The organism is Kitasatospora sp. NPDC028961 (assembly GCF_055564815.1).
Genome location: NZ_JBVHVO010000047.1, coordinates 566 through 26,084 on the forward strand (window position 1 = coordinate 566; position 25,519 = coordinate 26,084).

At 73.7% G+C, this 25,519-nt stretch carries 27 protein-coding genes; 7 read left to right on the forward strand and 20 right to left on the reverse strand.

Features of this window, described 5'->3' with window-relative positions; genetic code table 11:
* The 5 genes from ACZ4UX_RS36550 to ACZ4UX_RS36570 all read right to left on the reverse strand — a co-directional run.
* Positions 1-1,488, reverse strand: a 1,488-nt coding sequence (locus ACZ4UX_RS36550) for a trypsin-like serine protease (RefSeq protein ID WP_465709806.1), incomplete at its 3' end; no start/stop codon positions are given.
* A gap of 986 nt (positions 1,489-2,474) precedes the next feature.
* Positions 2,475-3,695, reverse strand: a complete 1,221-nt coding sequence (locus tag ACZ4UX_RS36555; RefSeq protein ID WP_465709807.1) for a cytochrome P450 — start codon at positions 3,693-3,695, stop codon at positions 2,475-2,477.
* The gene (locus ACZ4UX_RS36560) at positions 3,692-4,399 is read right to left on the reverse strand and encodes a cyclodityrosine synthase (protein ID WP_465709808.1); all 708 of its coding nucleotides are present in this window, start codon (positions 4,397-4,399) and stop codon (positions 3,692-3,694) included. The genes ACZ4UX_RS36555 and ACZ4UX_RS36560 overlap by 4 nt, the downstream gene beginning before the upstream one ends.
* Positions 4,400-4,740: 341 nt before the next feature.
* Positions 4,741-5,121 carry a winged helix-turn-helix domain-containing protein gene (locus ACZ4UX_RS36565; RefSeq protein ID WP_465709809.1) on the reverse strand — a complete coding sequence of 127 codons (381 nt, stop codon included), beginning with the start codon at positions 5,119-5,121 and terminating at the stop codon, positions 4,741-4,743.
* A complete protein-coding gene (locus ACZ4UX_RS36570) occupies positions 5,118-5,702 on the reverse strand; it encodes a hypothetical protein (protein WP_465709810.1) in 585 nt (194 codons plus the stop codon). The genes ACZ4UX_RS36565 and ACZ4UX_RS36570 overlap by 4 nt, the downstream gene beginning before the upstream one ends.
* 283 nt (positions 5,703-5,985) lie before the next feature.
* Between ACZ4UX_RS36570 and ACZ4UX_RS36575 the strand changes: the two genes are divergently transcribed.
* Positions 5,986-6,453: a MarR family transcriptional regulator gene (locus tag ACZ4UX_RS36575; RefSeq protein ID WP_465709811.1), complete on the forward strand. Its 468-nt coding sequence runs from the start codon at positions 5,986-5,988 to the stop codon at positions 6,451-6,453.
* 221 nt (positions 6,454-6,674) lie between these two features.
* Here ACZ4UX_RS36575 and ACZ4UX_RS36580 read toward each other — a convergent pair whose 3' ends face one another.
* Positions 6,675-7,268 carry a TIGR03086 family metal-binding protein gene (locus tag ACZ4UX_RS36580; RefSeq protein WP_380390275.1) on the reverse strand — a complete coding sequence of 198 codons (594 nt, stop codon included), beginning with the start codon at positions 7,266-7,268 and terminating at the stop codon, positions 6,675-6,677.
* Between the two features lie 64 nt (positions 7,269-7,332).
* Here ACZ4UX_RS36580 and ACZ4UX_RS36585 point away from each other — a divergent pair, with 64 nt between their 5' ends.
* From ACZ4UX_RS36585 to ACZ4UX_RS36595, 3 genes are all read left to right on the forward strand, one after another.
* Complete coding sequence (locus ACZ4UX_RS36585) at positions 7,333-8,133, forward strand: DUF6597 domain-containing transcriptional factor (RefSeq protein WP_465709812.1); 801 nt, start codon at positions 7,333-7,335, stop codon at positions 8,131-8,133.
* 189 nt (positions 8,134-8,322) lie between these two features.
* Positions 8,323-8,721, forward strand: coding sequence for a VOC family protein (locus ACZ4UX_RS36590; protein ID WP_465709813.1), 399 nt, complete (start codon positions 8,323-8,325; stop codon positions 8,719-8,721).
* Positions 8,722-8,905: 184 nt separating this feature from the next.
* Positions 8,906-9,799, forward strand: coding sequence for a carbon-nitrogen hydrolase family protein (locus ACZ4UX_RS36595; RefSeq protein ID WP_465709814.1), 894 nt, complete (start codon positions 8,906-8,908; stop codon positions 9,797-9,799).
* 121 nt (positions 9,800-9,920) lie between these two features.
* Here ACZ4UX_RS36595 and ACZ4UX_RS36600 read toward each other — a convergent pair whose 3' ends face one another.
* The 3 genes from ACZ4UX_RS36600 to ACZ4UX_RS36610 all read right to left on the reverse strand — a co-directional run bounded on the left by ACZ4UX_RS36600 (position 9,921) and on the right by ACZ4UX_RS36610 (position 11,676).
* Positions 9,921-10,535 (reverse strand): rhomboid-like protein, encoded by a 615-nt coding sequence (locus ACZ4UX_RS36600; RefSeq protein WP_465709815.1) that lies wholly within the window; start codon positions 10,533-10,535, stop codon positions 9,921-9,923.
* Between the two features lie 71 nt (positions 10,536-10,606).
* The gene (locus ACZ4UX_RS36605; protein WP_465709824.1) at positions 10,607-10,966 is read right to left on the reverse strand and encodes a hypothetical protein; all 360 of its coding nucleotides are present in this window, start codon (positions 10,964-10,966) and stop codon (positions 10,607-10,609) included.
* A gap of 335 nt (positions 10,967-11,301) precedes the next feature.
* The gene (locus tag ACZ4UX_RS36610; protein ID WP_465709816.1) at positions 11,302-11,676 is read right to left on the reverse strand and encodes a hypothetical protein; all 375 of its coding nucleotides are present in this window, start codon (positions 11,674-11,676) and stop codon (positions 11,302-11,304) included.
* A 516-nt stretch (positions 11,677-12,192) separates the two neighbouring features.
* Between ACZ4UX_RS36610 and ACZ4UX_RS36615 the strand changes: the two genes are divergently transcribed.
* Positions 12,193-12,696: a GNAT family N-acetyltransferase gene (locus tag ACZ4UX_RS36615; protein WP_359806717.1), complete on the forward strand. Its 504-nt coding sequence runs from the start codon at positions 12,193-12,195 to the stop codon at positions 12,694-12,696.
* A 158-nt stretch (positions 12,697-12,854) separates the two neighbouring features.
* Here the strand turns inward: ACZ4UX_RS36615 and ACZ4UX_RS36620 are convergent, their stop codons facing one another.
* The 9 genes from ACZ4UX_RS36620 to ACZ4UX_RS36660 all read right to left on the reverse strand — a co-directional run bounded on the left by ACZ4UX_RS36620 (position 12,855) and on the right by ACZ4UX_RS36660 (position 22,242).
* A complete protein-coding gene (locus ACZ4UX_RS36620; RefSeq protein WP_329485260.1) occupies positions 12,855-13,994 on the reverse strand; it encodes an acyl-CoA dehydrogenase family protein in 1,140 nt (379 codons plus the stop codon).
* The gene (locus tag ACZ4UX_RS36625; RefSeq protein ID WP_465709817.1) at positions 13,991-14,818 is read right to left on the reverse strand and encodes an HAD family hydrolase; all 828 of its coding nucleotides are present in this window, start codon (positions 14,816-14,818) and stop codon (positions 13,991-13,993) included. Before ACZ4UX_RS36625 ends, ACZ4UX_RS36620 begins: the two co-directional genes overlap by 4 nt.
* Entirely contained in the window at positions 14,815-16,266 is a 1,452-nt protein-coding gene (locus ACZ4UX_RS36630) for a condensation domain-containing protein (protein WP_465709818.1), read from the reverse strand. The genes ACZ4UX_RS36625 and ACZ4UX_RS36630 overlap by 4 nt, the downstream gene beginning before the upstream one ends.
* Before the next feature lie 46 nt (positions 16,267-16,312).
* Positions 16,313-17,581, reverse strand: a complete 1,269-nt coding sequence (locus ACZ4UX_RS36635) for an MFS transporter (RefSeq protein WP_352292769.1) — start codon at positions 17,579-17,581, stop codon at positions 16,313-16,315.
* Between the two features lie 89 nt (positions 17,582-17,670).
* A complete protein-coding gene (locus ACZ4UX_RS36640) occupies positions 17,671-18,420 on the reverse strand; it encodes a class II aldolase/adducin family protein (RefSeq protein ID WP_380390257.1) in 750 nt (249 codons plus the stop codon).
* A complete protein-coding gene (locus ACZ4UX_RS36645; RefSeq protein ID WP_329485255.1) occupies positions 18,417-19,136 on the reverse strand; it encodes a dihydrodipicolinate reductase C-terminal domain-containing protein in 720 nt (239 codons plus the stop codon). Before ACZ4UX_RS36645 ends, ACZ4UX_RS36640 begins: the two co-directional genes overlap by 4 nt.
* A complete protein-coding gene (locus ACZ4UX_RS36650) occupies positions 19,129-19,392 on the reverse strand; it encodes a hypothetical protein (protein ID WP_329485254.1) in 264 nt (87 codons plus the stop codon). Before ACZ4UX_RS36650 ends, ACZ4UX_RS36645 begins: the two co-directional genes overlap by 8 nt.
* Before the next feature lie 26 nt (positions 19,393-19,418).
* Positions 19,419-20,885: a class I adenylate-forming enzyme family protein gene (locus tag ACZ4UX_RS36655; RefSeq protein ID WP_465709819.1), complete on the reverse strand. Its 1,467-nt coding sequence runs from the start codon at positions 20,883-20,885 to the stop codon at positions 19,419-19,421.
* Positions 20,866-22,242: a nitroreductase family protein gene (locus ACZ4UX_RS36660; protein WP_465709820.1), complete on the reverse strand. Its 1,377-nt coding sequence runs from the start codon at positions 22,240-22,242 to the stop codon at positions 20,866-20,868. The genes ACZ4UX_RS36655 and ACZ4UX_RS36660 overlap by 20 nt, the downstream gene beginning before the upstream one ends.
* A 1,298-nt stretch (positions 22,243-23,540) precedes the next feature.
* On the opposite strand from ACZ4UX_RS36660, the gene ACZ4UX_RS36665 reads away from it, so the two are divergent.
* Complete coding sequence (locus ACZ4UX_RS36665) at positions 23,541-23,771, forward strand: hypothetical protein (RefSeq protein ID WP_465709821.1); 231 nt, start codon at positions 23,541-23,543, stop codon at positions 23,769-23,771.
* Positions 23,772-23,992: 221 nt separating this feature from the next.
* Here the strand turns inward: ACZ4UX_RS36665 and ACZ4UX_RS36670 are convergent, their stop codons facing one another.
* Positions 23,993-24,643, reverse strand: coding sequence for a hypothetical protein (locus ACZ4UX_RS36670; RefSeq protein WP_465709822.1), 651 nt, complete (start codon positions 24,641-24,643; stop codon positions 23,993-23,995).
* Positions 24,644-24,674: 31 nt separating this feature from the next.
* Positions 24,675-24,986 carry a DUF4193 domain-containing protein gene (locus tag ACZ4UX_RS36675; protein WP_465709823.1) on the reverse strand — a complete coding sequence of 104 codons (312 nt, stop codon included), beginning with the start codon at positions 24,984-24,986 and terminating at the stop codon, positions 24,675-24,677.
* A gap of 250 nt (positions 24,987-25,236) precedes the next feature.
* On the opposite strand from ACZ4UX_RS36675, the gene ACZ4UX_RS36680 reads away from it, so the two are divergent.
* Positions 25,237-25,407, forward strand: a complete 171-nt coding sequence (locus ACZ4UX_RS36680) for a hydrophobic protein (protein WP_329485246.1) — start codon at positions 25,237-25,239, stop codon at positions 25,405-25,407.
* Positions 25,408-25,519 lie beyond the last annotated feature (112 nt).

A 25,519-nucleotide genomic window follows, 5' to 3' on the forward strand; every position in this document is an offset into this window, starting at 1 on the left:
GCCGTCCCAGCCCGCGCCGTCGGTGTTGTAGAGGTGGGCCATGACGCCGTCGGTGCGCAGGGCGAACACCTCGGCCGTCCTGGTGTCCGGGTTGTGGACCGTGGTGGGGGAGCCGCCGTACTTCCAGTCACCGGTCGTGATCCAGGGCGTCCAGCCGGCGATGCGGCTCCAGGCGGCCCGGTACATGGACCCGTCGGTGCCGACGGCGAACAGGTCGAGCGTGTGGGTGACGGGGTCGTGGACGACGGCCGGCGTGCCGACGAACGCGCCCGAGGGGTTGAGGGTGAACGGGCCGTCCCAGCCCGCGCCGTCGGTGTTGTAGAGGTGGGCCATGACGCCGTCGGTGCGCAGGGCGAACACCTCGGCCGTCCTGGTGTCCGGGTTGTAGACCGTGGTGGGGGAACCGCCGTACTTCCAGTCACCGGCCGTCGTCCACGGCTGCCAGCCGGTCGCGCGGCTCCAGGCGGTGCGGTACATGGACCCGTCGGTGCCGACGGCGAACAGGTCGAGCGTGTGGGTGACGGGGTTGTGGACGACGGCCGGCGTGCCGACGAACCGTGCGCCGGGCCCGATCAGGTGCCAGCCGTTCCAGCCTTCGCCGTTGGTGTCGTAGGCGTGGATGAGGGCGCCGTCGGTGCGCAGGGTGAAGATCTCGGCCGTCTTCGTGTCGGGGTTGTAGACGGTGTTGCGGCTCCCGGACCGGCCCGCGACCAGGGCGGACCAGGCGGAGACGGTCTGCTGGATCCAGCCGCCGAGGTCGTCGGTGCGGGTCTCGTAGGCGCCGGTGTGGGTGGTCGGGGCGGCGCCGAGGCAGTTGTTCTGCCAGGAGCGGCTGGAGAGGGCGGCGAGTTCGTAGCGGTCGCCGACGCGGCGCAGGGCGGGTCCGCCGGTGTCGCCCTTGCAGACGGCGGCGTCGGCCGGGGCCTTGGGGCTGATGCCGAGGCCGGTCGGGTCGATGGCGGCGACGGTGAACAGGGCGCTGTGGAGCCGGTCCGGCACCCACTCGGTCCTGGTCCGGCCGAAGCCCGCGACCGTCAGCTCCTCTCCGGCGGCGGGCGCCCCGGTGGCCACCGCCACCGGCGCGATGTCGGTGACGGGGGCGGCCAGGCGGGCGAGGACCAGGTCGCGGTCGGTGCGGGGGGCGAGTTCGGCGATGTCGCGGACCTGGCCCGTGCTGGCGGGGTTGGTGCGGCCTATGGTGGCGGTGGTCCTGCGGGCGGGCGGGCCCGCGGGGAGGGTGGCCGGCTGGGCGGGGTCGTCGGCGAAGCAGGACGCGGCGGTGACGATCCAGTACGGGTCGACGAGCGCGCCGGTGCACGCGCGTTCGCCCTCGCCGATCACCAGACGCGCGGTGAAGGCGTAGGAGTTCTCCGCAGCGGGGTCACCGACCACGGCTGCCGCCGGGACGAGGGTGCTCAGCGTGCCGGCGGCCAGGGCCGCGGCCAGAACGCCGGCCCGCCGGGAACGGGATGGGGCCTTGCGGGGCATGGCAGTGCCTTTCGGGTGAGTGAGTGGGTCCGCGGGGCGGTCGGCATCGCGGTGAAGCACCTGCGGGGGGTGCCGGAACGGGGGCCGGGCGTGACCGGCCCGGCTGGAGCGGACCCGTCCGTCTGCGGAGCCCCGCCAGGGCGACGGCCGTGACCGCCCTGGTCGTCCGTACCGGGCGTGATCGCGTGCGAAGTACGCCGTAGTTCTGACCTTTCCCTACCGTTTCTGCCGGGTCGAATGGAGGTGCTCGGTGCCGGTCCCGCACGGCAGCGGCCCTGCGGGCCCGAATCATCCGGGGATGCGGAGTTCGACCAGGACCGGGCGCTTCCCCCCGGGCAGGCTTTCGCCGACCGGTTCGACCGGATCGGGCCCGTGTTCACCCGCGTTTCCTGGTCGGCCGGGGCCGGTTCGGCGCCGACGGAAGGGTCATCGGTCCAGCGGCCCGTAGGCGTCCGGCGGTCTCATGGAGAGCTGGCCGGTCGTACCGGAAGCGACGGAGCGGCATCCGACGATGTCGCGCCGGAGGTGGCCTGCGCGGCCGGCGGGGACGCGGGCCCGATGCGGGCGGGCGGTGCCGGGGAGGCGCCGGCCACGTGCTGATGCGGGATTTCGATCAAGGCAGATCCTTCGATCCTGGCGGGACCAAGATGATTCCGCAATGCCGTCACGGGAGTTGAACGACGACGGAGCCAGCGTAAAGTACCAGTAATCTCCAGCTCCAGGAGGTTTCCGGAATCGTTCGGGAAAGATCTCCCGGTCGACTTTCAGCCATGTTCCACCAACGCGTATACGCAATTCCGCTTCTGATGCCCGATGACCTGCCGTCAAAGCACAGTTGGACCGTTTTGCGGGCGTTGATGGTGGACGATCCCTCCGATCTCCGGGGGGCACCTGGAACCACTCGCAGGAATCGGCATCGCGGAGTCCGGCTGACCGCGGTCAGCCGGGCCCGGATCGTTGGTGGGCCGCGGAGGCGGCGGCCCCGCCTACCACATCACCGGGAGCCGTTCGGGAATCCGCTTCATGAAGCCCGTCCGCCAGACCAGTTGAGCGACGGGAACGGCGAGTTCGAGGTCCGGCAGCCGGTCGAGCAGGGTCTCCAGGGCGATCCGGGCGTGGACGCGTCCGAGCGCGGTGGCGGGGCAGTAGTGGGAACCGCCGCCGAAGGAGAGGTGGTCGGCGGCGTTGGCGCGGTCGAGGTCGAAGCGGTGCGGGTCGGGGAATTCCTCCGGGTCGAAGTTCGCGCCCTCGACCAGCACCAGGACCAACTCGCCCTGTTGGACGTCGACATCGCCGAGCCGCACGTCGGCGAGCGCGAGCCGGGGCAGGGCATCTCCGATGGAGAGGTTCACCCGCAGCAGTTCCTCCACGCCCGCGTCGAGCAGGTCGCGGCGGTCGCGCAACAGATGCCAGGTGTCGCGGTGGGTGAGGAGGTGGACCAGGGCCATGGTGAGGAAGCCGGAGGTGGAGACGGTGCCGGCGCCGAACATGGTGACGCCGACGGTGGCCAGCATCTCGTCGGTCAGGTGCGCGTAGTCCGGGTCCTCGCGCAGGGCGGAGAGTTCGCCCACCAGGCCGGAGGTGGCGGGGTCGTCCAGCAGGACGGTCATGCGGGCGATGTCGCGATCCCAGTTGATCGCGGCGCCGGCGATCGGGCAGGCCGAGTTCATGAAGGCGATGTCCAGGCTGCGCAGGAACGCGCGGCCCTCGCTCTGTGGAATGCCGAGGATGCGGCAGTGCAGCCCCGCGGAGTACGGCTCGCAGAACGCGCCGCGCAGGTCGGCCGTGGGGCCGTCCGCGACGAGCCCGTCGACGAGCCGCTCGGCCTCCTGGCGCAGCCACCGCACCAGCCCCGGCGATTTCGGGTTCAGCGCCTTCAGTACCGCTCGGCGCAGTCCGGCGCCGGTGATGTTGCCCATGTTGTTGACGACCTCGGGCGGGATCGTCAGGGCGTACTGGCGGGGCACGCCCGGTGCCGAGGTGTCCTTCAGCGAGAACCGGTCGTCCGCCAGGACCTGCTTGCACAGCCGGTACGAGGACACCAGCCAGGCCTCGTCCCCGGCGATCGTGCGCACCCGCCGGACCGGGGTGGCCGCGCGCAGCCGCGCCAGGTCGGCGGGGAGCCGGGTGCCGTCCCGGGAGAACGGGAAGTCGAGCAGGTCGGGGCCGGCGACGGCCGGGTGCCCGGTCGTGGTGGTCGTGCTCATGCGCGGGCTCCTCCGGCGGGGGTGACGATGGCGTGGCCCTGGTTGCGGGAGGCGCGCAGGCCGGCGCCCCGGGCGTACAGGAGCTCAGCGAGTGGCAGGAGTTGGTGGTAGCAGTTGAGCGAGGACGGCACGCCGATGATCGCGGGGGTGTCGAGGAACAGCGGCGCCTCGGCGCACACGTACTCCAGGCACACGGCGCGCTGCCGTTCGGTGGGTTCCTGCCCCCGTGCGGTCAGGAACCGGCTCACCAGGTCGTCGCAGGCCCGGCGCAGGTCGGCGTCCGTTTCAAGGCGGTGCGTCAGCTGCCGGTGGATCTCCTGGTAGGCGGTGTTGGGGCGGAAGTCGGACATGGGCCGCCAGTGCAGTCGCGTCTGTCCCGGATCCGCCGTCGTCACGGCGTCGCGGACCTTCGCCCGAACGCTCCGCAGGTTCTTCGCCGCCTTTCTGCGGGCGTCGTCGGGGCCGTACCCGCACGCCTCGTACATCTCGGCCACGTGCAGGTCGGTGTAGACGAAGTCGACCCGGCCGTAATGGTCCAGGCCCCAGGCGGCGAGGTCGTGCAGGCGCTGGGCGGAGAAGTAGCTGTTGCCGGGCGAGACGCCGATGACGGCGTGCGCGCCCTCGTCGTGGATGACCTCGCAGTGGCGCGTGTAGGGCTTGACCCGGAACACGTCGGCGGCCTTCACCGGGGGTGCTGTGATCACACGCGTAGTCCTCCACCGCGCGCTGCTGCCGACCGGGCCCCGTGCCCCTCGGTGTGACGCCGCGGCCCCGTCACTCTATCCGCAGCGCACGGGTACTGACAGTCACCGCCGGGCTTTGTCCGAAACGGGCGGCGTCACCGATCTTGACCTGGCGAGGAGGCGTGAACGAGGAGTACATCGCAGACAGGGCCTTTCGTGCTGTGGTGCCCTCGACGACACCACGTGCCGCTACGGCATATGCAACACCTCGGGGCGCCCGGCCGTGGCCTGTCGCCCCGACCGGGGAGGGGAGAGCGGGCGGCCACCCGGCTCACGGCGCGCGGCAGAGCCTTGCGTCGTCGCTACGGAGTGCCGTCCTCCGCCGGACGGGCTTGCGCGTCGTGTCCGTCATGCTCCTCGGGCCCCGGAAGCGCCGCTGGTCCTTCGAGTTGCCGGATCAGCGCCTTGAGCGCCGTGACCTCGTCGTGCAGCGCCTGCTTGCCCGCCTTGGTGAGATGGATCCAGGTGCGGGCGCGTCTGCCCTCGTAGCCCTTGTCGATCGTGACCAGGCCCGCCTTCTCCAGGACACCGAGGTGCTGGGAGAGATTGCCGGCGGTGAGACCGAGCGTGTCGCGCAGGAAGGTGAACTCCACCCGCCGGGCTTCCTTGGCCACCGCGAGGATGCCCAGGCGCACCCGTTGGTGCACGACGTCGTCGAGGCTGCTGGTGGGATGCTCGCTCATCCGGCTGACCGGCTCTGGAACCGCTGCCGCGGGGCGAGGACGGCACTGCCGAGCAGCAGCACGCCCCCCGAGAACAGGAGGTCCCAGCCGCCCCACGCGGAGGCGGTGGGGCGGTTGTCGAAATCGAGCAGTAGGGCCAGGTAGGCGCAGGTGACGGCGAGGAGCAGCCAGCTGCGTTCGATGCGGGCGAGCAGCAGCAGCGCCAAGCCGATCGAGCCGGCCGGGCTCTCCACCGCGTTGTAGAGCGTGTAGAGGAACGTCGGTTCGCGGAAGTGGGGGTAGGGCGCCGTCCCCAGCGCCGCCCACACCTGGTAACCCGTGGTGAGCACGGCCAGGACGAGGCCGACGGCCAGGTAGGGCCCGACCCGGGTGCCTACACCGAGCCGGGCGGAACGGCGCAGGTAGAACCAGCCGATCAGGGCGAACGCCAGCCCCAACGCCACCGGGTAGTACCAGATCGCCAGCCGGACGTTGTCGCCCTGGCCGAAGCGGACCACCGGCGCAGCGCCGAACCGCACCACGGCGAAGACCAGGAGCGGGAACCAGGCTCCGCGCTGCTCACGACGGACACGGCGGACCAAGTCCCTTTGCATCGCCAGGAGATGACGAGGGTCGCCCGCGGCCGGGCCAGGATGAGTTGTCATGCAGACAGGTTTGCACAACAAACCTGTTCTGCATAGAGATCTCCTTGCGGTGCGCCCTCGGTGACGACGGATCCGGACCGGCGGCGTCGAGAGTGGCTTCGTCCGACGGGCTCGGGCCGGCTTGCCTTCAACCGGACTTGAGGTTCTACGGTCTTCATATGACCCGCCCGGCAGGTGCCGGGCCCGCGGATTCCACCTGAGCACCACGAGGGGACACCCCATGACGACCCAGCAGATGTCCGACGTCGAACTCGCCGGCCAGCCCGCCGCGTACTGGACCGGTGTCGCCTACGAGGCGCTCATCGCGTTCACCCGGGCCCGGCAGGCCGAGAAGGGCTACACGCAGCCGCAGTTCTGGCTGCTGCGCAATCTGTCGGTGAACGACATCTCGCCCGACGGCGCGAGCATGACGCTGTCCGAGCTGCGGGAGGCGATGGCCTCGTACCTCCGGCCCGAGGACGATCTGGCGGCGGAGGCCGCGGTACTCCTGGAGCGCGGCTGGCTGAGCGGGGACACCGGGGACCGGCTCCGGCTCACCGAGGAGGGGGAGCGGGCCCGCGTGGACCTGGCGCGCAACGCCCCCGCGATCCGCGCCGCGCTCCACGAAGGCATCGACGACGCGGACTACGTCACCGCCGTGAAGGTGCTCCAGCGACTGATCCGCAACGCGGGCGGGCAGCTCGCCTAGTGACCCCGGCCCGGGCGTCCTGCCCCGGCCAGGGGCGCACCACGGCGCCGGGCCTCCGCCCCATGGCTCAGCCGCGGCGGAACACGACGTCCGGGCGGCACCGTCCGGTCGGCTTCCGGTGGCTCACGCCACTCGTGGCCGCTGCGAGCGCCGTCGGTTCGCCCGCCGTCGGCTCGCCCGCCGTCGGTTCGACCGCCGTACCGACGGCGGGCGTCGGGAACTCAGCCCGTGGAACGCTCCCAGCCCGGGTCGCGGCCGGAGGCGGCGAGGGCGCGGTCGAGGGACGAGGCGGTGGCGGGCACCGGCACCGCCTCGGCGAAGCCGCCGTACTGGCGGTAGATCTCGGCGTTCTCCTCGACCACCGTGAGAACCAGACGGGCCAGATCGTCGTCGACGTCCGCCTGCCGGCCGGTGGCCCGGGCGACGTCCCAGCCGTGGAGCACCATCTCCTTGACCACCATCCGGGCGACCGATGCCGCCGACACCGACATCCCGCCCAGATCGATCTCCCCCTCCCAGGCGGCCGGGTCCGACCAGGCCGCCACGGCACGGTCGAGCTGGTCCGCGTAGGCGAGCGCCCAACCGGGGTCGGCGGTGAAGTCGCGCGCCACCAGCTCCTCCGGCAGCGGCTCCCGGCGTGCCCGGCGTTCGAGGCCGTGGGAGGTGTACAGCACCCAGTGGTTGACCAGGGTCCTGGTGTCGAACGCGGTGCAGGGCGTCGGCCCGTCCAGGTGCTCCGGTCGGACACCGCGGGCGATGCGCGCGGCCTCCGCTGCGGCGCGGGACATGAGGGGGTGGAGTGCGTGACCGTTCATGTGCCGATCCTCGCCCCGGGGGCCGGGCGCCGTCTTGAACAAACGCGACGGCTAGCCTGGCGGCATGACCTTCCCGGACCTCGGACGCGGAGTGCTCCATCCCGACCGGGCCGCGGCCGCGATCAGCCTGACCCGGTACGAGCCCGCCCCGGAGCTGGCGCGTTTCGTCGAGTTCTACTGGCTGGTGCGCTGGAACCGGGACGGCCTGCCCGCCCACGAGCAGAAGGTGCTCGTCCACCCCAGCGTCCACCTCGTCCTGGAGGCGCCGGCGGCCCACGTCCACGGGGTCGGCAAGTCCCTCTTCGTCCGCAGGCTGGAGGGGACCGGCCACGTGCTCGGAGCCAAGTTCCGCCCCGGCGGCTTCCGCCCGTTCACCGACCGCCCGGTGGCCGACCTGGCCGACCGGATCGTCCCGGCCGCCGAGGTCTTCGGCCCCGGGGCGGACCGGCTCAACGACGAGGTGCTCCGCGGTGCCGGGGACCTCGACGCCCTCGCCGCCCGGGTGGACTCCTTCCTGCTCGCCCGGTCGCCCGCGCCCGACCCGGTGGCCGAGCAGGTCGGCGCGATGGTCGAGCGGATCGCTGGCACCACCGATCTGCGCCGGGTCGACCAACTGGCCGAGGAGTTCGGCATCACCGTGCGCCGCCTGCAGCGGCTGTTCGCCGAGTACGTCGGGGCCACCCCGAAGTGGGTGCTGCGCCGGGCCCGCCTGCACGAGGCCGCCGAGCGAGCCGACCGCGGTACCGACATCGACTGGGCGGCGCTCGCCGCCGACCTCGGCTACGCCGATCAGGCCCACCTCACCCGCGATTTCACGGCCACGGTCGGTACCTCACCGGTCCGCTACGCCTCGGGAAGGCCGTAACTCCGGCCGTTGGCAAGCGGGTTGCCGCCCACACCGAGGGCCTGGGGCGTTCCCTCCGCCGATGGGGTTCGAGCAGCGGGTGACCGGTCGCGGCCTGCCCGGAATCCTCTCGCCGATACCGGGCCGATTCTGTCCGGTATCGGCCATAGCGTGTGGTCGACAGCACGACGTACCCCAGGAGAAACACCCGTGAACCTCGTCTCGATCCGCGTCATCACGGCCGACGTCGCACGACTGGTCGGCTTCTACGAGCACGCCACCGGCGTGACGGCGCAGTGGGCCAACGAAGACTTCGCCGAACTCACCACCGCCACGGCCGCGCTCGCCATCGGCAGCACCCGCACCGTCCCGCTCTTCGCGCCCGGCTCGGCCGAGCCGAGCGCGAACCGCAGCGTCGTCATCGAGTTCCTCGTCGACGACGTCGACCGCGTACACCGTGACCTGACCGGCGTCGTGGAGGACTTCGTCACCGAGCCCACCACCATGCCCTGGGGCAACCGCTCGCTCCTCCTCCGCGACCCCGACGGCAACCTGGTGAACTTCTTCACCCCGGTGACCCCGGCCGCCCGGCAGAAGTTCGCCCGCTGACCTCCCCGGTCCGGAACGGCGAGCCGCGGCACCCGGAGGGCGGTGCCGCGACTCGCCCTCATGATCCGAGGCGCGGGACGTGGGCCGGTCGATGGCCTGATCCGCTCGCGCGGGATCCGGTCATCGGCGGCCCGTCCGCGGCCGTTCCCCAGGGCCGGCGAGCGTGGCGTTGTATCGTCGCCCGATGGCGAGGACATTGCGGTTGGCGGTGGCGCAGAGCACGGTCCCGGAGGACCCGCGGGACGGGGATGCGATCCGGGGCGCCGGGCGGCAGATGCGGGCGCTGATGCGTCAGGCGGCGGGTGCGGGCGCCCGGTTGGTGCAGTTCCCGGAGGGCTCGCTCGTCTACCCGGACAAGCACGTGGTCGCCGGCCGCCCGGAGGGAGGCCTCGGCCCGGCGAACTGGGAGGGGGCCGCCTGGGACGTCCTGCGCGAGGAGGCGGAGGCGGTCGCCGCGCTCGCCTGGGAACTGGCCCTGTGGACGGTGTTCGGCTCGATCCACCCCCTCACCGCGCCCGGCCGCCCGCACAACAGCCTCTACGTGGTCTCGGACCGGGGCCGCCTCAGCGCCCGTTACGACAAGCGCTTCCTCTCGCACACGGAGCTCTCCTACCTCTACACCCCGGGCACCGAGCCGCTCGTCTTCGACGTGGACGGCATCCGCTTCGGAACCGCCCTGTGCATCGAGGCGAACTTCCCCGCCCTGTTCGCCGAGTACGAGGCCCTGGACGTCGACTGCGTCCTGCTCTCCGTCATGGTCGACGACGCCGCCCGCGCCACCCTCGCCCAGGCCTACGCAAACCTCCACTCCTACTGGCTCGGCTACGCCCTGCCCGCCCAGTACAGCGCCACCGTCCCCGCCGGCCTGGTCGCCCCGGGCGGCCGCTGGCTCGCGCGCTGCCCCGGCGACGGCCGGCCCGGCCTCGCCATCGCCGACCTCGACCTCGACAGCACCGAGCCCGACATCCACACCGCCCTGCACCTCGTCCGCCCCTGGCGCCGTCTCGCCCGCACCGGCCTCTACGAGGGCCACACGGCGGCCGACGACCCCCGCAGCGCCGACCGCACCGCGTTCTGACGGCAGACGATCCCGTCCCGCAGGCACGGGCTCTCGGTGTCCCCGGCCCGGCGCCCCCGCGCGTGGGACGACCTGCGGCGGCCGGCCCGTCGAGGGGCCTCCACCCGGTGCGGCGGCGCCCTCAGCGGCGAGGGCCTCCGGACGGCGCCGGCGCCGTGCCCGGACGGGCCCGGCGGGCCTCCGGTGGCAGGCCGAGCCGGTGGGCGCCCGCGATGGCCAGGCCGGCGGCGAAGGCGAGCACATGGCCCACCGCGGACACCTCGCCGTCCCCGAGCCCGGACAGCAGGTCCGGTGCGGCCACCGCCAGCATCACCAGCCACAGCGCCCGCGACCACGCCGGACGGGCCACTACGATCGCCACCGCCAGCGCGGCGACCACCACGTAGGACGGGCCGGTGTCCAGCACGTGCGCCTCGGCGGCGGGCAGTTCGCCGTGCTCGATGCGCCACCACACCAGCGCCTCCGTCAGCCCGGTCGCGGTCAGGTGGGCCAGGGCCAGTCCCACCACCGCGCGGCGGGCGCCGAGCGCCGACACCACGGCGAACACGGACAGCGCGAAGATCGGCCACACCCAGAGGGTGCTCTGCGGTACGAACACGGACACCGTCAGGGCTTCGACCGGGTGCCCCGACGGCCAGAGGCGCAGGTTGTCGAGGTTGGTCGACGCCCACTCCCGTAGTGCCAGCACCTGCTCGGGCGGCAGCAGCCGCAGGACCGGCCACATCGTGGCGAGCACGGCCACGAACCAGAACGCCGGGTTCCGTATCAGCCGCCGCAGTGAAGCGCGCGTCGGGCGCGGGCCGGCCACTACCGGACGCGCCGCGGCCGCGGACCGCCGACGAGCGCGGCGCCCGCGGCGACGGCCAGCGCACCGGCGGCCATCAGCCCGTGGCGGGAGCGCCAGGACAGCACCGACCAGCGCGAGTTGGCGGACAGCAGTGATCCGAGGGAGAGCCACGACCCGGCGGACAGCACGGACAGGGCCGAACCGGCGGAGCCGATCGACAGCACGCTGCCGACCGAGCCCACCGAGAGCACCGAGCCGACCGAACCGATCGACAGCACCGAGGCCACCGAGCCGATCGAGAGGGTGGAGTCCTCGGACCACCGGGACCACGAGGGCGAGGACGACACGGACGAGGCCGCTGCGGCCACCGAGGCCGACAGAGCCGATGACGAGGGATCGTTGCGTTCCGACACCCGCCGATCGTATGCCGCCCCGGCTCCACCCGCCGCGCCCCGACCCCGCTCCGCCCGCCCCGGCGGCCCCGGCCGTGGACGGCCCGCGACGATGGTCGGCCCCCTCGCGCTCGTCGACGCGAGGGGACCGGGCACCAGCGTACGGGTGGTGCGGGCCGGAGCCGGCCCCGGCTCCTCCGCTGCCCCCGGGAGGCCCGCCCCGCCAGACCGGACGGGGCACCGGAGCCACCGGCCGTCCCGTGACCGGACTTCTCCGTCCGCCGAGGGGCCCGGCCGCCGCCGTCGCACCGGGACGCCCTGCGTCACAGCGGGGTGAGGACGTCCTGGTGCAGCCCGTCGAGGACGAAGCCGCTGTCCAGCCGGACCCGGACCGTCACCTGCCGCCCCCGCTCCCGGTACGCGGCCCACGCCGGCTCCAGCGCGGCGATCTCCGTCTCCAGCCGCTCCCGGCTCGCCGCCGGCATGGTGTGCCCGTAGTCCTCGAACAGTGCCTTGAGCCGCTGGTACTCGCGGACCTCCGTGCTCTCCGGGAGCTCCCCGTCCACCCGCTCGACGGTGCCCTCCGCCCCGGCCCCCAGCGAGAGGAACCCGACGACGGCCCCGGGTTCCCCGGCGACCGCCTCACCGATCGCCAGGTCCTCGGCCAACCTCACGCGTCGGCCCTCGTCCAGGGTCATCCGTTCTCCGCCTCTCCGTCGGTCACTGCCACCGGCGCGGGCGGCCTGCGGCCAGGCCATTATCCGTCGGTCCCCGGCCGTCGACGCCGGGCGCCCCCCGGGCGGGCACGCCCGCCCGGCCTCCGGCTGTCCGGTGCGGCGCAGCGTACGCCTGGGGGCGGTTTGGGCTGGGCCGTTCGAGTGGCGGCGGGGTTCGGTGCCCCGGCGACGTGGGCAGAGCCTGCGGCATGACGACACCTTCGACCAGTGGTCCACTACGCCGGCGCCGTCCGGCCTCCCCGGCCTCCCCGGCCGCCCCGGTCCGCGTGGCGAGGCCGGCGGCACCGGCCCGGCCGCGCGTGACGGGCGGGTGCTGTCGGACCTGGTCCAGCCAGCACCTCACGCTGGGCGGCGCGGCCGTGCGCACGACCTGGCACGAGATGGCGTGCCGGGCCTGGACCCGGCGGTGACCACCGGGCGGGGGTGCGGGGGAAATCCAGGAGCCCGGACGCCCGCGCGGTGCTACGGTCGGGCGCCATGAACTGGCTTCCCGACGACTTCGTCCACCCCGTCCTGGTGCCGCTGCCGGGTGGCGGTCATCATCTGCGGCCGATCCGGGAGGCGGACACCCCGCTGGACTATCCGGCGGTGATGGGCTCGCGCGAGCGGCTGTGGACCCTCTTCGGCCCGGCCTGGGGCTGGCCCGCGGCCACCATGACCTACGAGGCCGACCAGGCCGACCTGTTGCGGCACGAGAAGGAGATCGCCGCACACCAGTCCTTCAACTACGCGCTGTTCGACACGGCGGAGACGGCCCTGCTGGGCTGCGTCTACATCGACCCGCCGGAGCGGGCCGGCGCGGACGCCGAGATCTCCTGGTGGGTGGTGGACGAGCTGGTGGGCAGCGGGGTCGAGCGGGCGCTGGACGCGCTGGTACCGGAGTGGATCGCCGCCGACTGGCCGTTCGGGCGGCCGCGCTTCGTCGGCCGCGAGATCTCCTGGTCGCGCTGGCTCGCCCTGCCGGCGCACCCCGGCGCGTAGCCCCGGTCGACGCCGAGCGCCCGCCCGCGGCGCTGTCGGGAGTCCGGGCCCGCACGGGAGAGCGTGACGGTGTGGGGGGGGGGGGGGGGGGGGGGGGGGGGGGGTGGTTCTTCCCCCCCCCCCCCCCCCCCCCCCCCCCCCCCCCCCCCACCGCGGTGTCAGGCCAGGCCCTGGGCGATGACCAGCCGCTGGATCTGGTTGGTCCCCTCGACGATCTGCAGCAGCTTGGCCTCACGCATCCAGCGCTCCACCGGGTGGTCGGCCACGTAGCCCGCGCCGCCGAGCACCTGGACGGCGTCGGTGGTCACCTTCATCGCCATGTCGGTGGCGAAGAGCTTCGCCTTGGCCGCCTCCAGCGAGTAGGGCAGGCCGGCGTCCTTGAGGCGGGCGGCTGCCAGGGTGAGCGCCCGCGCGGCGGCGACCTGGGTGGCCATGTCGGCCAGCATGAAGCCGATGCCCTGGAAGGAGATGATCCGCTCGCCGAACTGCCGGCGCTCCTTGGCGTACCGCACCGCGTAGTCGACGGCGGCCTGGGCGAGGCCGACCGCGCAGGCGGCGATGCCGAGCCGGCCGCAGTCCAGCGCGCCCATCGCGATCAGGAAGCCCTTGCCCTCGCGGCCGATCAGCCGGTCCGCGGGGACCTGGACGGAGTCGAAGCCGATCTGGGCGGTGGGGGAGGACCAGACGCCGAGCTTCTTCTCCCGCTCGTGCACCACCATGCCGGGTGTGCCGCCGGGCACCACCAGGCAGGAGAGGCCGCGGGCGCCCGGCCCGCCGGTCCGGCTGAACACGTTGTAGAAGTCCGCGTAACCGGCGTGGGTGACCCAGGACTTGGTCCCCGAGATCCGGTACCCGCCGTCCTCCTTGACCGCCTTGGTGGTGAGCGAGGCCGCGTCCGAACCGGCCTCCGGCTCGGACAGGCAGTAGGCGCCGAGGAGTTCGCCGCCGAGCATGGCGGGCAGCAGTTCCTCGCGCTGGGCCCGGGTGCCGTAGGTGGCGGTGCCGAAGCAGGCGAGGTTGTGCACGTTGACCGACTCGGCCACGGCGAGCCAGTGGTAGGCGACCTCCTCCAGCGCCTGGAGGTAGACCTCGTACGGCTGCCCGCCGCCGCCGTACTCCTCGGGGTAGGGCAGGCTCAGCAGTCCGGCCTTGCCGAGGGTGCGCACGACCTCCCGGGGGAACTCGTGGTTGGCCTCGAACTCGGCCACCCTCGGGGCGAGTTCGTTGGCGGTGAGGTCCCGGACCAGGTCGAGCAGGTCGGCGGCCTCCTCGGTGGGCAGGATGCGCTGGACCTTCATCGGGCCACCTCGGTGAGCGTCGGGTGCTGCGACCGCAGCAGGTTCTCCAGGACGACGGCGACGCCGTCCTCCGCGTTGGAGGGCGCGATCAGGTCGGCCTCGGCGTGCAGGGCGGGGTCGGCGTTCGCCATGAACACCCCGCGGCCGGCCCAGCGGATCATGTCCAGGTCGGTCCGGGCGTCGCCGAAGGCGATCACCTCCGAGGGGGCGATGCCGCGCCCGGCGCAGAGCTTCTCCAGCGCGGCGATCTTGCTCACCCCGTGGGCGACCAGGTCGACCACACCGCTGTGGTGGTGGGAGACGGTGACCAGCCCGCCGAGGATCTCCTCGACCTCCGCGGTGTCGATCTCGCGCAGCCGGGGTGTGACGGCGAAGAGCTTGAGCACCGGGACGTCGATGGTCTCCGGGTCGGCGCGGTAGGACTCGCCGATCAGCAGCGGCTCGGGGTAGTCGGGTGCGTAGCCGACCCGGCGGTCCGCCAGCATCCAGCCGATCCTGGCGTCCGGCAGCGCCCGCTTCAGCCGGGCGGCCGTCTCGCGCGCGGTCGCGGCGTCGATCGTGGACGCCTCGGTCAGCTCCATCGACGGCACCTGCCAGAGTGCGGCGCCGCCGCAGCAGATCGCCTCGCCGGTCAGGTCCAGGGCCTCGACGATGTACTCGATGGCGGCGGCGTGGCGGACGGTCACGAAGACCGTCTCGATGCCCTGCTCGTGGGCCAGGGCGACGGCCCGGCGGGTCCGCGGGGCGACCGAGTAGTCGGGGCGCAGCAGGGTGCCGTCGAGGTCGACGGCGATCAGTCGGGGCAGGTCGGGGGTGGCGGTCATGCGGGGAGCTCCTCGATCGGGGTGCCGGGCGCGTCCACGCCGTGCTGCAGGAACGCGTGGATCAGGCGGACGAAGCGCGTGGACCAGTCGCGGCCGTAGAGGTCGTGGCGGTAGCGGAGTTCGAGCGCGATGCCGTCCTTGCGCTGGTAGCCGATGACCCGCAGGCCGCCGCGCGGGACTTCGGGCATCGGGATGCCGATCGGCTGCACGCCGAGGCCGGTGGGCTGGAGCAGCGGCTCGCGCTCGTCCTCCACCATGTCCATGTCGAAGTTGAGGTAGATCGGCACGCTGCCGGGCTCGCGGAAGCGGATGCCGTACTGCTCGGGGGCGAGTTCCCGGCTGATCAGCGAGAACGGGATCCGCTGGTGGCGCATCGCGTTGAACAGCGTCTGCGCCTCCAGGCGGACGAGTTCGCCGAACGGCGTCGCGCCGGTGAAGCGGGTGCGGAAGGTGGCCGGGGTGGCCACGTAGCCGACCATCGCGTCGGTCTCCGGCCGGGTCCGGTTGGCGAGCGAACCGAAGGTCGCCACGTCGCCGGCGGCGTCCTCCCCGACCGTCTCCAGGCGCAGCCGCCACATGGCCGCCTTGAGCGCCGCGGAGACCACCACGGCCGAGGTCACCCGCTCCTGGGCCGCGAACTCCTCGACGGTGGCGCTCAGTTCCGGTCCGATCGGTTCGAGCAGCTTGGTCACGCCCGGCTCGGCGCCGGTCGGCGCCTGCGGGTCGGCCAGGCCGGAGGCGGGGATCGGGGTGATGCCGTCGAGCTGCTTGCGCCAGTAGCCGAGCTGGCGCTCCAGCTGGACGCCGTTCAGGTGGCCGTGCTGCCAGAGCGCGAAGTCGGGGAACTGGACGGCGAGTTCGGGGAGCGCGGGGACGGCGTCGCCCTGCTCGGTGGCGTAGATGGTCAGCAGGTCGTTGATCATGATCCGGGCCGACCAGGCGTCGAAGACGATGTGGTCGGTGGTCATCGAGAGCACGTGCAGGCTCTCGCTCACCCGGCCGAGCACGGGGCGGAACAGCGGTCCGGCGGCCAGGTCGAAGGGCTGGTTGGCGTGCTCGGCGAGCAGGGCCAGCACCCGTGGCAGGCGGGTCTGCGCCGGCTCGTCGGGCGCCTCCAGGACGGGTAGGGCGCGCGGCTCCGGCGGGAGCAGCAGCATCACGTGCTCCTCCCCGGCCGCCTCGTCCACCTCGGGGAAGACGGTGCGCAGGGTCTCGTGGCGCTCGGCCAGCAGGTTCAGACTGCGCTCCAGCAGGGCGACGTCGAGCGGCCCGTCGAAGCGCAGGCCGAGCGCGATGTTGTTGTTCACCTGGTGCACGTGCCGGCCCCAGAGCAGGCGCTCCCGCTGGGTGTGGGTGGCCGGGACGGCCGCGCCCCGGGTGGCGGGGCGGACCTCGGTGGAGGTGTTGGGTTCCGGCCGGGTGACGTGGACGGTGGTGGGGATCGTCATGGTGTGGCGGTCCGTTCGCAGGGAGAGGCCCGGGGCGGCCGGGGAGTCAGGCGGATCGGTCGGACTTCGGGTGCAGCGCGGGGTGGGCGAGCAGGGGCAGCAGCAGGACGATCGCGGACAGCGCGCTCAGGGTGGCGAAGCCGAGGCGTTCCAGGACGACGCCGGACAGTGCGGCGCCCGCGGCCGCGGCCAGGTTCATCGCCATGTCGGAGAACCCCTGGGCGGCCGGGAGTTCGGCGACCGGCACGGTCTCGGAGAGCAGGACCGAGGCCGCCACCAGCACCGCCGACCAGGAGAGCCCCAGCAGTGCCAGCGCGATGGAGAGCTGGACGACGTCGTCGCCGTCGGCGGTGCCGCAGAGCCACAGCGACAGCAGCATCGCGGCGGTGCCCCCGTAGAGCACCGGGGTGCTCCGGAAGCGGTCCACGGCCCAGCCGAACAGGGTGGAGAAGCCGTACATCCCGGCCAGGTGGCCGCTGAGCACCATGCCGATCACGCCCAGGCCGGTACCGGCGTGGTGCATGTGGATGCCGGTCATCGACATCACGGCGATCATCACCAGGTGTCCGGCGACGATGCTGAGGATCGCCAGCACGGCCGGCCGGTTGCCGCGCAGCGCCTTCAGCATGGTGCGCAGCGGCGGCGGCTTCTCCCGTTCCCCGGCCTCGTCCTGCCCGCGGGCCAGCAGCAGCGGGTCGGGGCGCAGCAGGACGGCGATCGCGGTGAACGCGATCGCGAAGCCGACGACCGCGAACAGGTAGGTGCCGGAGAGCGGCGGCAGGCCCAGGTGTTCGGCGATCGCCGCGCCGGGCCCGGTGAGGTTGGGGCCGATCACGGCGCCGACCACGGTGGTGGTGAGCACGAGCGACATCGCCCGGCCCCGGTGCTGCGGTTCGGCCAGGTCGGCGGCGGCGAAGCGGGCCTGCAGGCCGGTCGCCCCGGCGGCGCCGTAGAGCACCATGCCGACCAGGAACAGCGGGAAGCTGTGCACCACGGCGGCCACCACGCAGGCCACCGCGCCCACCGTGGCGGCCAGGTAGCCGGTGGCCAGCCCGGGCCGGCGCCCCCGGACGTGGGTGATCGCCGCGATCGCCCCCACCGCGGCCGCGCCGCCGAGCGTCGCCGCGGTCTGCGACAGGCCGGCGAGGGTGGCGCTCCCGCCGAGGTCCTCGGCCAGCAGGCTGGTGACGGCGAAGCCCGTGGCGATGCCGCTACCGCTGATCACCTCGGCGACGACGAGCGTCCGGACGGTCCGTCGCTGCACCCGGGCGCGGTCGTGGCGCGGCGGGTCGGTGGTGGTGGTCAAGGTCGGCATGGCGCTCCGGCTCTGTGCGTGTCTGCGGGGGTGGTGGGGGGATCTCCGGCCGCCCCGAGGGGCGGCCCGTGGCGGGCCGGGCCCGCGGGTCAGCCGCGGGCCCAGTCGGCGGTCTCGGGCCAGTGCCGGCCGACCCGGCGGACGGCGTAGTCCCAGTACGAGCGGACGGAGAGGTCGGCGTAGATGAAGTCCTGCTTGGCGGCCACGTCCTGCTCGGTGGACCAGGTGTACGGGACGCCGGTGCCCTCGGCGGTCAGCTGGAGCCGGCAGGCGCGCTCCAGCACCTGGGCGAAGACGGCGGCGTGCCGCACGCTCTTGCCGACGATCACGCCGCCGTGGTTCCGGAGCAGGACGGCCGGGTGGTCGTCGAGGTCCTTGGCGATGTGGTCACCGGTCTCGATGTCCAGGACGGTGTTGCTGGTCTCGGTGAACAGCCCGATCCGGTCCCGGAAGTACGCGCCGTCGTGCGAGATCGGGCGCATCGGCAGGTCGGTGGCCCCGAACAGCAGGGTGTACGGCGCATGGCTGTGCACGATGCCGTTGACGTCCGGGCGCGCCCGGTAGATCGCCTGGTGGAGCGGCAGCTCCGGGGGCGCCAGTGGCGGGGCGGGCAGCGTGTGGTCGACCGGGCAGCGGACCACGTCGGCGGGGGCGGCCTCGTCGAAGCCGACCAGGGCACCCTTGATGAAGAACTCGTCCCGGCCGGGGATCCGGGCCGAGATCTGGCCCTGGTTGAAGTCGTCGTGCCCGTCGAGGGAGAGCATCCGCGCGCCGACCGCGACCTGGAGGACGAGCCGGCGTTCGGCGGGGCTCAGCGGCCGCCCCTCTGCGGTGGTCATGGCGTGCTCCTTGCTGTCAGGTCGTCGTAGACGGTCCGCATGGTGACCAGGCCGGGAGGCGCGGTGCGGGCCCAGTCGGCGGCCGTCAGCGCACCCCTGGCCGGCACCGCCCAGCTGCCGACGTGGTGCCGTACGTGCAGCGACTCGCCGTCCCAGGTGTGGGTCAACTCGTGTTCGCTGACGGGGAGTCCGGCGCGCTCGTCGGCGATGTCGGCCACCTCCCGGCCGCTCGCGCCGGCCCAGGCCCGGGCCAGGACCACGGCGGTGGCGCTCGGCCGGTGCGCCTTGCCGATCGGGTGCCGCTCCCGGACGGTGGTGGTGGCCGCGCCGAGCGGACCCCGGGTGAGGGCCGCGGTGAACTCGGCGATGCGCAGCTGGAGGTAGTGGGCGAAGGAGAGGTTGGTGGCCCGGACCACCGGGACCACCGTCGCCAGCTCCGCCAGGGACGTCCACTGGGCGTCCGTCAGGTTGGAGACGCAGGCGACGAGCGGCACCCGGTGCGCCGCGCAGTAGTCGAGCACGTCCGGGTGCGCGTCGGGCGCGCTGGCGTCGACGAGGACGTCGGGCACGGCGTCGACCTGCCAGCCGCCGCCGCGGGAGGCGGTCAGCGACACCCGCGTGCCGTCCGCCCGGCAGGCCGCCAGCAGTGCCGCGCCGAGCCGCCCGCGACCGACGACGCCCAGGGTGGGGCCGCCGGTCGCGGGTGCCTCAGGCATCGGCGCCGACACCGCTGGCGACCACCAGCGCCGCGACGCTGTCGATGGTCTCGTAGTGCTCGGCGTCGACCTCCGGGTCCAGGTAGACGCCGAGGTCGTTCTCGATGCTGTCGATCAGGCGCATGTAGGAGAGCGAGGAGAAGCTGACCGCGCGCAGCGAGTAGCCGGCCTCGGCGAGCTCGCGGGCCGTGAAGCTGCCGTCGCCGGCCGCGACCGCGAGGTCGAGGATCTTGGTGTGGAGGGAGCTGTTGTCCATGGGGATCTCCTGGGCTGGGGAGGGGGTCAGTTGCTCTGGGCGTCGGCGAGCAGCCGCCGCAGGCGCTCGACGGACGGCTTGCCGATCGAGTTCACCGGGATCCGGTCCACCAGGTGGAGGACCGAGGGCACCTTGAAGGAGGGCAGCACCGCCGAGCAGTGGCTGCGCAGGGACTGCGCGGTCAGGCCTGGCCCGACGGCGACGACGGCGGCCAGGATCGGCTCGCCGTGCCGGCTCTCGGCCTCGAAGGCGACCGCGTCCAGCACCCCGGCGGCCTCGCGCAGCACCTCGGTGACCTCGATCGGGTCGATCTTGCGCCCGCCGACGTTGACCAGCCGCCCGGTGCGCCCGGTCAGGTGGAGCACGCCGTCGACCAGGTGGCCCTGGTCGCCGGTGCGGTAGCGGCCCTCGGCGTCGATCCGCTCCTCGAAGACGCCGGGCGCGTTGAGGTAGCGCGAGCCCATGGACTCGCTCCGGACCCGGACGCCCTGCTCGTCGGCGATCAGGTCCACGCCGGGCAGCGCGGTGCCGAGCCCGGTGCCGTCACCGTCGACCGCGTAGGTCAGGGGCCCGGCCTCGGCCACGCCGTAGTAGTTGTGGACCGGTACGCCGGTGAGCCGGGTGAACTCCTCGCGGACGCTGTCGCGCAGCGGGGCGCCGGAGGAGATCGCGGCCCGGACACCCGTGAAGCCCCCGGTCGAGGAGCGCCGCACGATCGACTCGTACAGCGCCGGGAACGCCACCAGGCGGGTGGCGCCGGTGCTCTCCAGCAGCCGCACGATCCGGGAGGCGGTCGGCAGGCCGCGTGACAGGTGCAGCGAGGCACCGGGCAGGAAGGCCGCCAGCAGCGAGGTGTTGAAGGCCAGGCCGTTGGAGAGCGCGGCCAGGCAGGCGATCCGGTCCCGGGCCGAGAGGCCGGTGCCCTCGGCCCAGTTGCGGGCCGCCGCGAGCACGGCCGCGCCGGAGAACTCGATGCAGTTGGGCCGGCCGGTGGAGCCGGAGGTGAAGCGGCACACCTCGGTGCCGGGCAGCAGCGGCGGGGGCGGGGTGGCGGAGCGGCGCACCCGGCTGACCGTGAGGGCGCCGAACTCGCCTCCCGCCGTGAGGACTTCCGCGGTGACCTGCTCGACGTCGGCGTCCGGGGCGTGGATCAGCAGGTCCAGCCCGCAGTCCTCGGCGATCCGGGACAGCTCGAACGGTCCGAAGGCCGAGTCGGCCAGGAAGGGGACCGCGCCGGCGAACAGTGCCGCCAGGTAACCCACCACGTAGTCGGTGGAGTTGGTGGCGTACAGGCCGATCCGCAGTCGGTCGCCGGCCACGCCGTACGGGGCGAGCCGGGCGGCGGCGGCCCGGGCCCGGTCGGCCAGTTCGGCGTAGCTGAGCGACGCGTCGGGGTCGGTGACCGCCACGCGCTCGCCGTGGCGGGCGAGGGCGTCCGTGAAGGCGTGGGGAAGGACGGCGTTCATCGTGGCCTCACCGCTCGTTCTGGGCATGGGCGGTGGCGAGCCGGTCGAGCTTGACGCCGGAGTCGTCCGGGCGGCCGAGCATCAGGACGTAGAGGATCTCGTCGCTCTCCGGCAGCCCGGCCAGGGTGTGCCAGAGCGCCGCGTCGAACCCGCCGACGCCGGTCACGCCGATCCCGGCGCGGTTCGCTCCCAGATAGAGCAGCTGCCCCAGGGCGCCGCAGCGGAAGGCCAGTTCGCGGAGGTCCTCGGCGCCGGCGGCCGAGTCGCCGGCGCTGTCGGTGAGCGCGGTGCGCGGTGCGTGGAGCAGCACCACGGCGGCGGCGCCGGCGAGGGTGCGCTGCTGCATGCAGGCGCGCACCACCTCGTCGGCGGAGGGCAGCCGGCCGGTGCGCGGCGCGCCCTCACCGGTCAACGGGTGCACGGCGTTCTGCTCCGGTTCCTCGGCCGACCGCAGGACCAGGGTGGCGCCCATCGGCGAGGCGGCCGGCAGGTCCGTCCGCACCGGCGTGGAGAGGGCGGAGACGGCCTGCCAGACGTCGGCCGCGGGGACGGTGCCGGGAACGAACGCCTTGCTGGAGGCCCGCGTGGCGAGCAGCTTCGGCCACTCGGAAGGATCGCCCAGACCGGGCTGCCCACCGGCCGCCCGCCCGCGGTCGCGCAGGTCCGCGAGGGGGGCGAGGGCGTCGGGTGCGCCGTCCGTCCCGGGGTGCTCCGCCCGCGCGGAGAGGGAGTCCCAGCAGGTCTGCTCCAGCCAGGACCGCCAGGTGGGCGCGTGTCCGTCCCGGGCGGCGCCGTCGTGCACCGTCCAGCGGGTCCAGGCGTCGTCGGCCTCGGTCGCCGGTACCAGGAGGGCGGAGTGCACCTCCCGGCAGTTCTCGCCCGCCTCCAGCAGGTCCGAGAGGGGTAAGCGGGGGAAGCGCAGCCGCAGCGTCCCCGGCGCGCCCCGGCCGGTGGTGGCCAGCAGCAGGTTCCCGGCGGCGTGCCCGGCGTCGAGCTGGGTGTACAGGTAGCCGCGGTCGCCGTACTTGCGCATCGACAACCAGGGCCGGGTGAGGGTGACGATGACCGCGCCGCCGTCCCCGGGGATCGCCAGCGTCGAGGCGTGCAGTGCTCCGGCGACGTCCCCGGTGGCCAGCCGGGTGCAGGTACGGCGGTCGGCGTCGACCCGGAAGGCGGCCGGCGCGCCGTTCTCCATGGTGAGGACGGCGAACTCGTAGGGGTACACGGCCCCGGCGGACGGGACTGCCCGAGCCCCGTGCGACCTGCGGGAACGGTCGGCCCGGCTGGTCAGCGCGCCTTCCTCCAGCAGGGACAGCGCGAGTCTGAGGCCCGGAGCCGCGGCCGGCTCGGCGGGCGACTCGGACGGTGCCGCGGGCAGGGCCATCCGGGCCCACATGTCGGCTTCGAAGTCCGGCGGCGCGTGCTCGGGTCTACGGGCGAGGGGTACTGCTCGTACGGCGGGTATGGCTGATGTGTCTGCATTGCCTTGCACGTCTGACGAAACCTCATCTCGTCTGGTGGCACGGCCGACCGGGCCTGCGAGAGGGCAGGCGAAAGCCCCCCGGCCAGTTCGGCAGATGGCATGCGGCGGCTACAGGGAACTGTGTACAGACTTCGACATGACTGTGCCGCCCGCGTCATTGCGGGCGTCGACAGCCCGTCCCCCGTGAACGGCCTGTGTGAAGTGGATGAATCACCTGTTCCGCGCCCTGGGTAAGCGGCGGCTGGCGATCATCCTGTGGCACCCACGTGAGCGCTGTCAAGGATTGGCGTAGACCATCGCGGGACTGTTCGGCGGCCCCCGGCGGGGCGGTCGCGACCTGCCGAAAGTGACCGCGGCGCAGAGCTGGCGGTCACTCAAATCGCCTGTCGCAGACGTTGGTTCGCGGACAATACCGACATTGGACCCAAGCCCCCCGTCCCGGGCGGCGCGACCGGCGCCGGCCGGAGCGCTCGCTCCCGGCGGTGGCGGAGACCCACCCGCGCGGGCGCTTGACGGCCCGCGTGTCCGCCCCCGGCGTCCGCCCCGCCGGCCGGACACCGGGTGGCGCCGACCGGTCGGTCCGCGCTGCCCCGGCCGATACCGCGGGACAGGTATCAGCGGACCGGCCCGACGGTGATTCGATCCGGAACGGAGCCGGACGGAATGTCCTCGGCCTCGGCCGAGAATCCGTCAAATCCCCTGGGCGAACCGGCGCGAAGTATGTCCGAGGAATTTCCGGTGTTCGCCGGAACGGGCGATATCCGGCGTGGGCCGAATTCCCTGGTCGCGGGGAATCGGTATCGGTCGGAACGCCGCGGATCCGCCCGCTCCGAGACGTGTCCGACGACGCCGGTGATCCATCGTCACGGGCCGCCCGGGCGCGGGGTCCGGTCGGCGCCGACCGGGAATTCCGGACCGGCTCCGAGCGGCCCGGCGACTCGTCGGCCGACCGCCTCTGCCCAGCGGATTCCGAGGCCGGGGCCGGCGGAACCGGACCCGCGCCGACGGACCTCCGGAGCGCCGCCGAGCAGGGCGCCCACCTGGGCGACCGGGCCGAGGAAGGCGGGCTGGAGATCCCCGCGGGCGCCCTCGGGTCGGACCGGCCGGGATTGCGCCGAACCCGGCCGGTCCGCACGCGCGAACCGGTCGCGCGTCCCGCATTCCCGCGCGGGGAGCGCGCCGACATCACCGACCGGTCCATGACGCCCGCCGAAGCGCCGGAGGTTTCCTTCGTCGGCGATCGGCTCCCCGTTCCGCGGCGTTCGGCTCGCCGTTGTGCCGCGTTCGGGTTCGACGCCGGTGGGCGGCTGGCCGAGCTGGCGGGCACCCCGGACAGCGACCCGTTCGAGCCCGAGAAGTACGCCTGGGCCCAGCTCTACGCGGCCTGCCGGGCGAGCATCACCGGGGGCCGTGCCATCGTCTTCGGCTGAGGGGCCGGTCGAGGGCCGGTCAAGGGCCGGCCGCAGTCCCGGCCGCGGGTACGGGGACTCGCCGCTCCGGAGGGTGCGCAATCTTCGCAGAAGCGTCACAGCTGGGTCTGGAACCCTCACAGCCGGGCTGCCTAGGCTCCGCATGCGTACGACGACGTGCGCGGAGCCGCCGACGACCGGTGTGGGCCGGCCACCCCGGCAGCACGGGAAGACCTCATGGACTACTGCGCACCCTGCCGCCGCCATCTGAACGGCGCGATGACCTGCCCCGGCTGCGGGGCCCCCGCGGCGACCCGGGAGACCCTGCCGGACGCGACCCTGACGCTGTCCCAGGGACCACCGGCCGCCGCGTCACCGCCCGCCGGGCCACCGCCCCCGGCGGCCGGCCGGAACGCCGCACCGGCCCGGTCCCGGCGTTCCGGGCGCCGGCCGGCGCGGCGGGCCGGCGTCCTCGCGCTCTCCGTCGTCGGCCTGGCCGTCGCGGGGCTCGGTGTCGCGGCCCTCGCCGCGAACGGCACTGAGGGCGCCTCGCCCGCGCCGGCCGCGGACGGGCCGGTCGCGACGCCCACGCCGAGTGCCCCGACCTCCGCCGCGTCCCCCACCGCGACGGGCGTGACCACGGTCCCGGCCGCGCCGACCACACAGCGCACCGGTGCGAGCCGTACCGCCTCCGTCACCGCCTCGGCCACCAGGAGCACCGCCCCGCCCGCGCCGACGAGCAGTCGTGCCCCGGAGTCGCCGCCTCCCGTCCCGGCCGCTTCGAGCACGGCCCCGCCCACCGCCCCGCAGCCCTCGACGGCCGCTCCGCACCCCTCGGCCACCGTCACCGCGAAGCCGACGCCCACCTGCACGCCGTTCCTCTTCTGGTGCACGTAGCGGGCCGCCCGCTCGCCGCCCGCCCGGTCAGTCGCCGGGGGCGGGCACGCAGTCCCGGCAGACCGGTTGCCCGTCCTCCTCAAGGGAGAAGCGGCTGCGGTGGTGGACCATGAAGCACCGCGCGCAGGTGAACTCGTCCCCCTGGACGGGCACCACCTGGACGGTGAGCTCCTCCCCGGAGAGGTCGGCGCCCGGCAGCTCCACGGACTCCGCCTCCTCCGCCACGTCCACGTCCGGCGTCCCGCCGGAACGCTCGGCACGCTGCCTCTTCAACTCCTCGACGCTGTCGACCTCCTCGTCGTCGCTGTTCGTACGCGGGGCGTCGTAGTCGGTTGCCACTGCTGCACCTTCCGTCGGAGGGATCCGGTACGCGCGGGGGCGGACCGGATCGTCACGCCTCGGACCACTGTCCCCCGCGCCCGCCGATCACGCAGGCGGGGTCGCCGACCGGGGCGTCCGCGACGGTCGCCGACGGCCCGCCGCCGCCGAACAAGCGAGGCCCTTGCCCCGGGGCGCCGGAAAGATTCGTACGAATAGGCGAGCGGCCCCCGGGGCAGTCGGGTGCTCGACACCGACTGCGGAGGTTCCGATGGTTCCCCTTCTTCTCGTTCTCCTGCTCGCTCTGCTCCTGTTCGGCGCCGGGTTCGCACTGAAGATTCTCTGGTGGGTGGCGATCGCCGTACTGGTGCTGTGGCTGGTGGGCTTCGTGGCCCGTGGTACGCACTCCTCGGGCCGGCGCCACCGGTGGTACCGCTGGTAGGTCACGCCCTCAGGATCCGGCCCGGGGGGGGGGGGGGGGGGGGGGGGGGGGGGGGGGGGGGGGGAGGAGGCGGGACGAAAGGAACGATCGAAATGAGGAGGGGACGGTCGGT